Annotated in this window: 13 protein-coding genes; all 13 read right to left on the reverse strand. The window is 43.6% G+C overall.

Annotation, left to right across the window (positions count from 1 at the left end; all coding sequences use genetic code 11):
* Positions 1-56: 56 nt before the first annotated feature.
* The gene (locus I2484_RS01015) at positions 57-2,219 is read right to left on the reverse strand and encodes a penicillin-binding protein (protein ID WP_207149153.1); all 2,163 of its coding nucleotides are present in this window, start codon (positions 2,217-2,219) and stop codon (positions 57-59) included.
* A 35-nt stretch (positions 2,220-2,254) separates the two neighbouring features.
* Complete coding sequence (gene ftsL / locus I2484_RS01020) at positions 2,255-2,626, reverse strand: cell division protein FtsL (RefSeq protein ID WP_207149154.1); 372 nt, start codon at positions 2,624-2,626, stop codon at positions 2,255-2,257.
* Between the two features lie 16 nt (positions 2,627-2,642).
* Entirely contained in the window at positions 2,643-3,575 is a 933-nt protein-coding gene (rsmH, locus tag I2484_RS01025) for a 16S rRNA (cytosine(1402)-N(4))-methyltransferase RsmH (RefSeq protein ID WP_207149305.1), read from the reverse strand.
* Between the two features lie 32 nt (positions 3,576-3,607).
* Positions 3,608-4,039, reverse strand: coding sequence for a division/cell wall cluster transcriptional repressor MraZ (gene mraZ, locus I2484_RS01030; RefSeq protein ID WP_207149155.1), 432 nt, complete (start codon positions 4,037-4,039; stop codon positions 3,608-3,610).
* A gap of 192 nt (positions 4,040-4,231) precedes the next feature.
* Positions 4,232-5,848 (reverse strand): bacillithiol biosynthesis cysteine-adding enzyme BshC, encoded by a 1,617-nt coding sequence (gene bshC / locus I2484_RS01035; RefSeq protein WP_207149156.1) that lies wholly within the window; start codon positions 5,846-5,848, stop codon positions 4,232-4,234.
* Positions 5,849-5,943: 95 nt separating this feature from the next.
* The gene (locus I2484_RS01040; protein WP_207149157.1) at positions 5,944-6,333 is read right to left on the reverse strand and encodes a DUF3397 domain-containing protein; all 390 of its coding nucleotides are present in this window, start codon (positions 6,331-6,333) and stop codon (positions 5,944-5,946) included.
* On the reverse strand, positions 6,330-7,232 hold the full coding sequence (locus I2484_RS01045) for a ketopantoate reductase family protein (RefSeq protein WP_207149158.1): 903 nt from the start codon (positions 7,230-7,232) through the stop codon (positions 6,330-6,332). The genes I2484_RS01040 and I2484_RS01045 overlap by 4 nt, the downstream gene beginning before the upstream one ends.
* A 523-nt stretch (positions 7,233-7,755) precedes the next feature.
* Positions 7,756-9,306, reverse strand: coding sequence for an acyl-CoA carboxylase subunit beta (locus tag I2484_RS01050; protein ID WP_207149159.1), 1,551 nt, complete (start codon positions 9,304-9,306; stop codon positions 7,756-7,758).
* Positions 9,307-9,648: 342 nt separating this feature from the next.
* Entirely contained in the window at positions 9,649-9,864 is a 216-nt protein-coding gene (locus I2484_RS01055) for a biotin/lipoyl-containing protein (RefSeq protein WP_207149160.1), read from the reverse strand.
* Positions 9,861-11,222, reverse strand: coding sequence for an acetyl-CoA carboxylase biotin carboxylase subunit (locus I2484_RS01060; RefSeq protein ID WP_207149161.1), 1,362 nt, complete (start codon positions 11,220-11,222; stop codon positions 9,861-9,863). Before I2484_RS01060 ends, I2484_RS01055 begins: the two co-directional genes overlap by 4 nt.
* Positions 11,223-11,416: 194 nt before the next feature.
* Complete coding sequence (locus I2484_RS01065; protein ID WP_207149162.1) at positions 11,417-12,175, reverse strand: enoyl-CoA hydratase/isomerase family protein; 759 nt, start codon at positions 12,173-12,175, stop codon at positions 11,417-11,419.
* Between the two features lie 204 nt (positions 12,176-12,379).
* Complete coding sequence (gene rpmF / locus I2484_RS01070; protein WP_067211505.1) at positions 12,380-12,553, reverse strand: 50S ribosomal protein L32; 174 nt, start codon at positions 12,551-12,553, stop codon at positions 12,380-12,382.
* A gap of 23 nt (positions 12,554-12,576) precedes the next feature.
* Positions 12,577-13,110 carry a YceD family protein gene (locus I2484_RS01075; RefSeq protein WP_207149163.1) on the reverse strand — a complete coding sequence of 178 codons (534 nt, stop codon included), beginning with the start codon at positions 13,108-13,110 and terminating at the stop codon, positions 12,577-12,579.
* Between the last annotated feature and the right edge of the window lie 74 nt (positions 13,111-13,184).

Genomic DNA, 13,184 nt, shown 5'->3' on the forward strand with positions numbered 1-13,184 from the left:
GGTTACACACCTCTCGTTTTTCTATCAACGTATGATGTGACATGGACGGCTATTCGTTAACCTCCTACAACGCTCTCTTCTTTGGTGTCTTCCTCTATGGGTTTATGGATCTCTGACGGCGACTGCAGCTTAATAACAACTGGATCTTCTAGTCCGATTACAGACCCTTTTGAAAGGCTTTGCTCAGTTACATAGCCATCGCCGTTAAGCCGTAAATCAAGCCCAGATAACATTTTATACGAAAGCACCATTTTTTTCGACCATCCAGTGAAATCAGGCAATGCGGTTACACCTTTTGTCTGCAATAGGACGACTGAGCCTTCCACGAGTTTCGTACCGGCATATGGATATTGTATATCGATTTCCCCACCCTCACCAATGATTTCAGGGACGAAGCCATCTGCCAACAATTTTGCAATTGCTTCAGTCGAATTTTTTCCAGTATAATTTTTTAGAACAGTTGCCTCAACTATGTCTTCTCCATTGGGTACGATGTTCATATAGCGTAAGCTGTTATCCATAATAGAGGTGAACAGTTTCGAAACCGGATCAGAACCGATTTCCCCAGCTTTCAGTTTCGGCTGCTGTACAAGTACATACGTTAACAACTGAGGATCTTCTGCCGGTGCCATACCGAGAAATGAATACAGATAATTCCCGTGTCCCGCTAAATAACCTCTCCCCGAAGGTTTCGGAATTTCCGCAGTACCTGTTTTACCACCTACTGTATAGCCATTAAGTGCAAACTTTTTACCGGTCCCATATTCAGACGTAACTGTCGAAGCAAGTAATTCCCTTACTTCTTTTGCGGTCTTTGCAGAAATCGGACTCCCATTTTCCTCTGGTTTCTGATCCTGTATGACTTTATCTGTATTCGGATCAGTAATTTTATCAATCACATATGGTTTCATCATAACACCATCATTAGCGATTGCAGTTGCCGCTTGCACCATCTGCATTAACGTAACAGTTGAACCTTGACCAAAAGATGTTGTCAATCGTTCAATCGGATACGTATCTAGAATTATTCCCGCCGCTTCATTAGGTAAATCAATTCCGGTCTTTTCTCCGAATCCAAACTTCCGTAAATACTCGATATATGTTTTATCGCCCATCCGTTCGAGTAAATAAGCCATCGATACGTTCGAAGAGCGTTGGAAGCCTTGCAAAAATGAAATATAACCCCAACCTGTAATATTGTGGTCGCGAATTGTATCACCGTAAAGTGTATAACTACCAGATTTATAGAAGTCAGTTGGAACCCATTTTTCTTCTTCAATCGCCGCAGCTACTGTGAACATTTTAGTTGTAGAGCCCGGTTCGATTGTTGTTTCAACAGCCTGATTCAACCAGTTCTCAGTAAGCCCTTCACGGGTAGATGGATGAAATGCGGGACGCTGACTCATTGCCAATATTTTGCCCGTCTTTGGATCCGCTACTACAGCCAGCATTTTTTTTGGTGAATATTCACTTTCAACACGATTCATCGCATCTTCCATGAAATTTTGAATAGTCTTGTCGAGAGTTAACTTAATTTCATAGCCGTCTTTGGCAGCGATAATTGCTTCTTCTGCTTTCGGTAACATGAAACCGAATCCATCTGATTTAAAATCTACTCTGCCGTCAGTACCGTTTAACTGTTTATTATATGTTTTTTCCAAACCCATTTTACCGACTGTGGATATATTACCTTTATCATCTTCTTCCTTCATCGCAAAGCCTATTAGATACGACGCAAATACGCCGTTCGGATAATATCTTTTTTGGTCTTCAATGAAATGGATTCCTGGCAGCTTCATCTTTTTTATCGCCAAAACTGTTTCGTGACTAATATCACGGCCAGCCTTTCCAAATTCCACTTGATATGTATCTGCTTTCACATTCGTCAGGCGCGATACAATTGCATCTTTTTCAAGGGGAATATAGTTGGCAAGCACTTCAGCCGTTTTTTTAATATCAGTGATATGTAATGGTTTTTTAGAATCTTTGCTTGCTTTTTCACTCAATACGGCGATGAGCCGGTAACTCAACGTATCAGAGGCAATTAGCTCACCGTTGCGATCGACAATCGTTCCCCTGTCCGCTTTCAATACCGATTCTCTCGCGTATTTCGACTCTGCAAGCGTCGCCATCACTTTTCCTTCCGCTTGTCCTGTTGCTTGAATGAATACTATTCTTCCAAACAAAAGGAAAAAGAGCCCTCCGTATACCAAAAACATCAGAAAGGCTCCCCATTGGAATCGAAACTTTTTTTTCATTGTCCAGACACAACCTTTACGTTGTTCTCGTTTGGATTCAAGCCAAGTTCCTTCGCTTTTTTCCATATCCGATCATATGTAGATTTTTCTTTCACTTGGATGGACAATTCCATATTTTGTTTTGTTGTTTCTGAAAAATCCCTGCCAAGCAATTGCACTTCCCTGTTTGTATAATTAATTTGGGATTGTGTATGTAGAATCATTGTTGAGAATAGGACTAGGATTGTTGCAAACAGCACGAACAGGAATTTCTCCCCGGCAGAAAAGACTTTTCGAGAAGGTCGTACTTGAGTCTGTTTTCTAGGAACTACTGGCGTTTCAACTTCACGTATAGCTGTCGACTGGAATTTTCTTTGTTCTAATGCCATTCACAAATTCCCCCTTTCATTTCTTTTCAACGATTCTGAGTTTAGCGGATCTTGCCCGCTTATTCTCTTCTATCTCTTTTTCACCGGGTACAATCGGTTTTCGAGTCACTAGCTTCAATATAGGTTCCATGCCTTCTGGTATTACTGGCAAGTTCGGTGGAAGATCTGGTAAAGAGGATGCTTCTTTAAATATCGTTTTACATAGTCTGTCCTCTAATGAATGGAACGTAATGACGCTAATACGTCCTCCTGGATTAAGCAATGTAATCGCATCCATTAAAGAGTCCTCGGCTGCACCAAGTTCATCATTAACGGCAATTCGAATAGCTTGGAACACTCTTTTCGCAGGATGTCCGCCCGTCCGTCTTGTTGCCGCTGGAATGCTTAGCTTGATCAATTCAGCAAGCTCGGCAGTGCTTTGGATTGGGGACTGCTGTCTTGCTTCTTCAACTTTACGCGCAACTCTTTTCGAAAATTTTTCTTCGCCATAACGGAAAAAGATGCGGACCAAGTCTTCATATGACCAGTCATTAACAACGTCATATGCTGTTAATAGAGCATCCGTATCCATACGCATGTCAAGTGGCGCGTCCAAATTATAGCTGAATCCTCGTTCAGCTGTGTCAAGCTGCGGCGATGAGACACCTAAGTCATAAAGAATGCCATCTACCCCGGTAATTCCAATTTCATTCAATTCTGATTTCAAATTTCTGAAATTTGAATGGACAAACGTTACTTGAGGAAGGTAATCCTTCAATCTTTCTTTCGCCACTTCAATCGCCGTTATATCTTGATCAAAGCAGATAAGTCTGCCTTCTGGTGATAACTTCTTAGCTATTTCTATGCTATGACCGGCTCCACCTAAAGTGCAATCGACATATATGCCATCATTTTTTATATTTAGGCCTTCGACGGCTTCATGAAGTAAAACTGTTGTATGGTTAAAAATTGGAACCGCCCACTTTCAAAAATTCTTTTTGTTTAAAAGTCAAAGTCGATAATATTTTCTGCAATTTCATTGAACGATTGTTCAGATTCATCATAATAGGCATCCCACAGTGCTTTAGACCAGATTTCAATACGGCCTGAAACTCCAATTACGACACACTCTTTTTCAACCTTTGCAAATTGGAGCAATGATGCCGGAATATTGATGCGACCTTGCTTGTCCAGTTCAACTTCAGTTGCTCCAGAGAAGAAAAACCTAGCAAATGCACGGGCATCTTTTTTCGTCACGGGTAAAGCTTTAAGCTTTTCCTCTAGACGTTTCCATTCATCCATCGGGTAACCGAAGAGACAGTTGTCCAGGCCACGAGTCAATACAAAGCCCTCTCCTAAATGTTCCCGAAATTTCGAAGGAACAATCAGGCGACCTTTTATATCGATAGTATGCTGATATTCGCCCATGAACATACTCTTCACCCCACTATATGAAATTAATGTACCACATCCCCCCACATTCCTCCACCTGTTTCCTAACATTTCTGCTTTTTTTACATAAAAATGTGTCAATAGTACTTGTTTCAGTGAGATTTTTCTGAATATGAAGAAAGACACCCTCGTAGCACAAATTGTGCTTGCAAGAGTGTCTTTCTAGTTCACCACTTATAAATAGATGATTTTGTGGGTCCCGTCCATTTCAAATGGTAATCCTAGAATATCCCGGATAAGGGTTGGTCCATAGCTATTCAAATAGGTGTACGGAGTATAAAGTCGTTCTTGCAACACACCTTCTGGGAACAATTCCCCTTCCAGAATGCCAAATGTGCGAAGTTCAGCGTCATGCTTCAGCAATACCGCTTCTTCTGCTTTTCCTTTAAGATAATCCAACTGTTTTAAGTGGAATCGAAGATTTTTATCGAGCAATTCTTGCATCATAGGTCCTTGCTGCTCTGCAAATTCAGCAATTTTATCATACTGCTGGCCCAATATTTTTTCCGTTTCATTCACAACCGAATCGAAACGTTCATCCTGTAACCCACTAACGAATTGCTCTCGTGCAGTCAATACCACTCCCGACATGACGTCATCAATCGTGAATGTTTTTTCGTCTAATGTATGCCTCACTTGTGGTGTTACCAATGTCATGGACATCCTTGGTACAATAATAGGCATTTTCATATCTAGATGATGGAACGCCTCTTTCAAGACTGCCCAATAAGCAATTTCTCCTGGCCCTCCAACGAATGCAAGTACCGGGAAGACCATGTCCTGCATCAGCGGTCTTGTCGCGACATTATTGCTTAACAGCCAAGGTTCTTCTTGAGCAATTCTGAGCATCTCGGCTTTTGAAAACCGGAGGCCTATACTGTCATTGACGAAAAAGCCATCTTTTCTTGAAAGAAGAACTCGACCCGTGTCATGAATATAGAAGAGATTAGCGGCATCCACTTCAGCGCCAATTGGAGAACCAAATCCTTTTTCTGCAAACAGATCTTCTTTGTTTGAAATTACTTCAGCAAGCAGCTCAGATTCTTCAATTAAATGAACAAAATAAGGTTTTTCGAGCTCCCGTAACTGTTTGGATGCTGAATCTATGAACAATAGACCTTCTTCTTTGAAAAGACCGTTCATAAGTTTTACAAAAAACTGTGTAAACGACTCTTCCTGCTCCACTGCACCTAGGACTTCATCCAACAAGTCTTTTGTATATGCGGTTTCGCCAAACTTGCCAAAAATGTCTTTTACTAACGATGCCATCACTTGTTTGTCATACTTCGCATCGGACGCCATCAGCTTCAGGACGAAATTTCCACGGTATTGATGCTTCGCCCCGCGGCCTTCCATTTCCGTATAGACATGGTTAATTTCATTCAAGTCATGATCCTCACCGGCGACCCAAAACACTGGGACAACAGGTACACCAAGCTTCTCCCTTTGCCTTTTTGCAAGCAGGATAACTGATATCGCTTTGTGAACAGAGTATAAGGGTCCCGTTAAAATACCCGCTTGCTGTCCTCCAACTACGGCAACTGCATTTTCCGCAAGTTCTTCAATATGCGTATTAGCATTCGCTGATATTCCAAAGGGCTCCATGAATGAACGGATTGTTTCTGCAAGCTGACGCCTTTCAAACGTACGACCTGCAAGTTCATTTAGCCTATCGGGATAAGAGCTTTCTTCATTTCCATAATCAAAAAAAGTATGTAAAAATTCTTTATCGTTATTATACGATTGCATCACTTGATTCTTTTCTTGTAATGCTAATGATTCTAATTCCATTATTCATGCCCCTTTGTAACTATCGGTATGAACAGAGTATAACATTTCAAGCTACAGGATTGAAAAATATACGCCTACACAATAAACTCCGATACCTATCTTACATACTCGACGATATTCATTACCATCCCAGTGATTAGAAGAATGACATAGGCGGCCAATAAAACGAGAAAGTAAAATCGCCATGTTTTCCTTAAGAGCCGGGCAATTTGGAATTCCTTAACTTTGCTGCGCTCAATGAAGGCGTAGAAAATGGCAATGATGATTGCAATCCCTATTATGTAAACCCATATTCCTTGTCCAAATACCGTCTGTGATACGACATAGACCGCTAGAAATAACAACGGGGTCGTAACGTCTGCCGCAAGCCCAAGAATGGATGCTGGAGCTTTACCTATCTTCCGCATAACAACCATGAAGGCCACCGTAACAATGAACGGAAACAAAATGATTATTCCTAGAAACACAGTCATTACTTCAATCATCGCTTTTCCCCTTTCCACTCAACAGCAAACAGCATTTGTTCATATGTCGCAAGAATTGGTAATGACTTGTTACGTCCATTCGCTTTTCGGATAACAGCAGTAACAATCGTCTCGATTTCCATCGGTCGGCCAGCTAAACGATCCACTAGCATCGAGGAGCGGTTTCGTGCGGTTTTTCTGCAGACATCCGCAACGTCTTCGTATGAGAGTATCAACCGCATTTCTGGAAACGCACTTATCAGCTCTTCATACAACCCATTGAAAAGTGTAAGGCAATAATCGTTTGTAAGTAACTCTCCATTTTTCACCTCGAGGATGGCTGTCAATGGATTGATCATGCAATTAATCAGTACCTTTCGCAGAAGGATCTGTTCCGCATCTGAATGGCGCCTTACTGGAAATTTGTCCGAATGTGCCTGTCCAATAAAATCGTATAGACTGTCGTCACCGTGGGCAGTTGCGATTGTTACCATTCCAACCCCATTATGCGAGACAGTTCGGTCATCTACCCGGCGCGCCCCATGCTCGACAGTCGCAAATGCAACATGCGGGAATCCACTATTTTTCACCAGTTCCAAATGCCCGATTCCATTCTGAACGAACAGGACAGGATTGATTATATGTGTTTCCTGCATTTCTGAAAGGAGGTCACGGAGACCTGCATATTTGACTGCCACAACCCAAAGCGCTGTAGCCGATAGATTTCGGATCTCCGTCGTCGCATGCACACGCAATATGTCTGTAGTAGTGTCTTGATTAATGCGTTGAATTCCTTCCGCTCGAATAAGTTCCGCTTGCTCTTCTCTTCTTACGAAGAACGTCACGTCGATTCCAGCTTCAGACAAAAATGATCCAAGCAGGAGTCCTATTGAACCTGCACCAGCAATGATTACCTCCATATATTTACCTCCTTCCTGAGAAAAGCGTAAGGCGCCGTCTAGACGCGACAGGCATAAGTCGATCCAGCGACGTGGCGCTCTTTGCCACATAGCTGGATTGCTTATGACCCGAGCGGCTGGCGCCTGAAGTCTAGACACTGTGAAAAGCGTAAGGCGCCTAAAAGGAACGCAGCTTAAGTGCGCCACTTCCTGTGGCAACAAGGAGGGATGTAGTTCAATCCCTCCCCACTGCATGACCTACATCCTGTTGGCCCCCGACAAGCATAAGTGAAAAGGAAGGAGTCTACGTACGCGACGTCCTGTCGCAACAAGGAGGGATGTAGTTCAATCCCTCCCCACTGCATACCTACTTCCTGTATGCACGAGGAGGCGCACTTCAGCCACCACAGCAAAACGACTTATGACCCAAGCGGCCTGCGCCTGAAGCTAGACACTATTCCGTTTCAAAGAATTATACTTGTTTTTCATTAATTGAAAAGGTCCACCTGAATTCAAGTGGACCCTTTTTTTGTTCTTTGTTTGATTATACAGGATATACTGGATGTTTTCTCGGTGGTTGTGGAACATCTTTTGTACTGTAGAAACGATATCTATCTGCAAGCACGCCTCTTAAGCTTGACGGAGCTACAATTTCATCAATAATCAGTTCAGATGCCAACTTATAAATATCGATTTCTTCTTTGTATTCCTTATGCTTCTCCTGAACGAATGCAATCCGCTCTTTTGGATCTTCAATCTCTTCGATTTTATTCGAATAGACTGCGTTTACCGCCGCTTCAGGTCCCATAACCGCAATTTGAGCAGTCGGTAACGCGATACAGACATCTGGTTCAAACGCTGGACCAGCCATCGCGTATAGACCAGCTCCATAAGCTTTACGGACAATAACTGAGATTTTCGGCACAGTCGCTGAACTCATCGCCATAATTAATTTAGCACCGTGGCGGATAATTCCCGCTCGCTCAACTTTTGTCCCAATCATAAAGCCTGGAACGTCAGCAAGGAACAATAGGGGAATAGAGAATGCATCACAAAGGTTAATGAATTTTGTCGCTTTGTCTGCAGAATCCACAAACAAGACTCCACCTTTTACTTTTGGTTGATTGGCAATGATACCGACCGGCTGGCCTTCGATTCTAGCTAAACCTGTAATAATTTCGCCTGCAAACAATTTTTTAACGTCAAAGTAACTGCCTTCATCAATCAATGCATCAATCGCTTCGTACATATCAAATGGCGCGTTTTGGTTTTCCGGAATGATCGCTTCAAGCGTCCGGCCTACTTTCGCCTCCACAGTTTCTTTTAAAGCAGGTTTCTCTGTAAAGTTTGCAGGGAAAAATGCTAGATAACGACGCGCTTCGGCAATAGCTTCTTCCTCATCTACCGCAAGAACGTCGCCACAACCACTAACTGAACAATGCATGCGAGCGCCGCCCATTTCTTCTAATGTTACTTTTTCACCGATTACTTTTTCGGCCATGCGCGGTGACCCTAAATACATCGAAGCATTACCTTCTACCATAATTACGATATCGCAAAATGCGGGTATGTACGCGCCTCCTGCAGCGGATGGACCGAATAGGATACAAATTTGAGGGATGAAACCCGATAATCTCACTTGGTTGTGGAATATCTTTCCTGCTCCACGACGGTTCGGGAACATATCCAGCTGATCTGTAATACGAGCTCCCGCTGAATCAACAAGATACAGCATCGGTACACGGTTCTTCTCTGCAATTTCTTGGATACGAATAATCTTCTCAACCGTACGGGCTCCCCACGACCCTGCCTTCACCGTTGAATCATTCGCCATCACGCAAACCGTTTGGCCGTTCACTTTCCCCATCGCCGTAACGACACCATCCGCTGGTAAATCCCCTGCTTCACAGTTGGCAAACCTGCCGTCTTCTGTATATTCCCCGTCATCGAAAAGAAGTTCCAATCGATCACGCACGAAAAGTTTGTTCTGTTCTTTCAACTTCTCATGATATTTTGGATGGCCTCCTGCAAAAATCCCCTGCAGTTTTGCTTCAAGTTTTTCATTGTAAGCCGTCTGTTGTGTTACTTTTGTCATTTTCAAAACCCCTTTCGTCAACCATTTCTACGCATTTCCCTTATGTCCTGCTCCAGGCGCCTCCGCTTTTCTATGTCTAGACTCCAGCGCCTAGCCCCTGGGCCCACACGAAGTGGGTCATGCAGCGGAGAGGGATTGAACTGCATCCCTCTTTGTTGCGACAGGACGTCGCGAACTTTAGGCTGCCTTCCCCTGTCGCTTTAGTCCTAAAGTTAAAGGCAAAAAGCGCCTTTCTCTTAAGGCCCTCCGACGTACAGGACGTACTAGTGCCGACGTTGCCACAGGACGTGGCGAATTTAGTTGGCCAGCGCTTTTCGGGTCTACCAAGGCGCCTCCGCTTTTCTATGCTTCGATTGTAGCTAGAACGTCTTCTTCGTTAACGAAATCGCCGACTTGTACATTAATCGCTGTAACTTTTCCAGCGGTTTCTGCTTCAATCGGAATCTCCATTTTCATCGATTCGAGTACGATGATAACTTGGCCGGCTGTTACTTCTTCCCCTACCGCTGCGTTTACTGTAAATACTGTACCTGCCATCGTTGCTTTTAATGCTGTCATTTTATTATTTCCTCCTTTTGTTTTGCGCTCCAAGTCGTTAAAACAGATGTCGAATAGTCACCTGTAAGGAATTCCTCAGATTTTAGAAAGCTATTAAAGAACGGTATATTCGTTTTCAAACCTTCAATTTCTACTTTCGAAAGAAAGTCCTCCGATTTTTGAATGGCTTCTTCCCGTGTTGCTGCGTGGACGATTACTTTTGAGATAAGTGGATCATAGAAAGGCGTCACTTTTCCACCCTCGACATATCCTGAGTCAATACGGATACCTATAGTATCTCCCCAGTCCAGCTTCTGTATCGTTCCTGGTGACGGCATGAATTTGATCGGATCTTCAGCATAAATACGGAATTCGATGGCATGGCCCGTCGACTTGATGTTCGTTTGATTAATCACAGGAAGCTTATGGCCTTTCGCAATTTCAAGCTGCCATTCGACGAGGTCAAACCCAGTCACTTCTTCAGTCACCGGATGTTCGACTTGTAGTCTAGTATTCATTTCTAAAAAGTAGTGTTCGTTATTTTCATCGACAATGAATTCGACCGTTCCTGCATTTTTATAAGAAACTGCTTTTGCCGCATCAACTGCCGCTTTATAAAGACGATGGCGCGCCTCTTCCGGCAAGTGTGGTGAAGGTGATTCCTCAATCACTTTTTGGTTACGTCGCTGTACTGAACAATTACGTTCAAACAAATGAACAACATTTCCGAAGTTGTCTCCGAAAATCTGCACCTCTATATGACGTGCATTCGCTACAAATTTTTCAAGGAAAACAACATCATCCCCAAAATAGGCTTTAGCGCGAGCCTTTACGGATTGAAATTGTTGACTGAGCGCTTGCTCATCTTCACAACGAACCATACCGATTCCACCGCCGCCAGCACTTGCTTTTAGCATAATCGGATAACCAATTTCAGCTGCAGCACGCACGGCGTCTTCCAAAGTTGCAATTCCCTCATCAGTTCCAGGCACGACCGGCACCCCTGCCGCTTTCATCGTTATACGTGAACCGATTTTGTCACCCATCTTATCAATCGTGTTCGCATCTGGTCCGATGAATTGGATGCCCACAGCTTGTACTTTACGTACAAATTCCGCATTCTCAGAGAGAAGTCCATACCCCGGATGAATACCATCCACTCCCGCACGAACTGCAATTTCGATTATATCATCCGCTTTTAAATAAGATTGTTGCACTTGTGCAGGTCCTAGCAAGAACGCCTCGTCCGCTTCTTTCACGAACGGCATGTCCGCATCCGCTTCCGAATAGACAGCTACAGTGGCTATGCCTAGACGCTTACAAGTCTTTATGATTCTAAGAGCGATTTCCCCACGATTCGCAATCAGTATTTTATCCATATTAATCCCCCAAACAATTTGATGTGTATTTCTCCATCCCCCTCTAGTTTATACGATGAATGAAAGCGATTTCAACCTTTGTCTGAAAAAAACATCTTTTCATGCCATTTCGACTAGTCCAAAGTCGTTTAGCAATACTACATAAAAACCGCCATACATGCGTAAGACATGTACAGCGATTTTTATGTAGTATTTTATTTTTTCGATAAAAACTGCGCCACCGCTTCATGGTGTGCATCACTTCCCCAAAGAATTGAGCATTGTCTTGATTCTTCAATCATTCGGTCACGAATAAAATCAGCCGTCCACTTTCGGATAGCAATCGTTTTATACGCCCGGTGGACAGCTGGATGATGAGCAGACATTTTGGCAAGAAATCGTTGAAGTCCTTCTTGAGTAGTGCCCTCATAAATTTCTGTTGCCCAACCCGCTTCAAGCATTTGATCAGCCGTATGCACCCCGGCTTCAGATAGAAGGCGTAATACGCGGTCATGCTTGCCATCTTTTTCAAACAGCAGCGTAGCGCCGCCCCACCCGGTTGTAATAGCAAGTGTTCCTTGAATGAAACCAGCCTTGGCAGCAGATGACATGACCCTGTAATCACAAGCCGTAGCAATTTCACAACCACCACCTACAGCAGCACCATTGACGAGCGCAATGACAGGCATCGGCAGGGTGGCAACCCTATATAATAGGCCCGCCATTTTGCTTAGCATTGGATAGGCCTCATCGGCTGTACGCAAGGAATGGAATTCAGACAAATCCCCACCCGAACAGAATGCCCGATCTCCCGCACCCGTAATGACGGCGTATTCAACATCTTCATTATTTTCAATACGATTTAGAAATTGTTCGAGTCCATCCATGACAGCATAGTTGATGGCGTTGCGCATTTCAGGACGGTCGATTGTAAATGTAGCAATTCCATTTTCGATAGCAATGTTGTAAGACATGTCGATTCCCCCATTGTATATAGTATGTTGAAATAATGATTCCCTTCAAATCCGCTTCTGCGCTCGGGGATGCCTCCCGCCATAAGCCTACGCTCAGTTTGTACATTTATCCAAACACTACACCCCGGTATTAGAAAAAATGGGTATAGAAAAAAGGCCACCGTGAGCCATGGTCTCACGGTAGCCTTCATAGGCAAATCTTACTTATTCGCCTACAACTTCTTTTCCTTTGTAATGACCGCATGATTTACAAATGCGGTGAGCCAATTTGATTTCGCCACAGTTAGTACAAGTAGTCATTCCCGGTACTTGCAATTTATAATGCGTACGGCGCTTGTTTTTAACTGTTTTGGATGTTCTTCTTTTTGGTACAGCCATCTGGGGCACCTCCTTACGTTCGCCTATTCGTCCTTGGATTCAAAGAACTTAGCTAAATCAGCAAGTCTAGGATCCACTTTCGTTTCCAGTTCCTTACGGAGTCTGGCATTGTACACCTCGTCGGTCGCATATGACCAGCCTTTTCCTTCAGCCTCTTGCATATCATCAGCATTTTCGCCGAAAATTTGAAGCGGCACTTCGAGGAGGACGAGCTCCTCAAATACAGGGGTCGGATCGACTACCTCACCCACAACAGGATGAATTTCATCATCTGCCGCGAGAGTCTCTTCATCCCAGCTGAACTGTTCGTCAGCTTCGATTACGAATGGTAATTCGACGTCTTCCCATGTTCGTGAACAGGGCAATGTCAACGTACCTTCAAGCCGGAATCGGCATATCAATTTCTTGGAGCCGATTGTACAACTTCCGGTCACTCGGACAGGCGTAATATTCCGGATTTCCGGATTCCGTTTTTTCACGGATTCAAGGTCGACAGCTTCGTCAAGCGGCATCGCACCTTGTCTGTATCTCTGCAATTGATGGATTGACCATTTCATGTCTATCACCTCAAGACAACAATGTTGATTATATAATGGGCGAAAAGGGATGTCAAGATATTTTCTTGTCACTT

The organism is Sporosarcina sp. E16_8 (genome assembly GCF_017347095.1).
In the GTDB taxonomy this organism is placed as follows: Bacteria; Bacillota; Bacilli; order Bacillales_A; family Planococcaceae; genus Sporosarcina.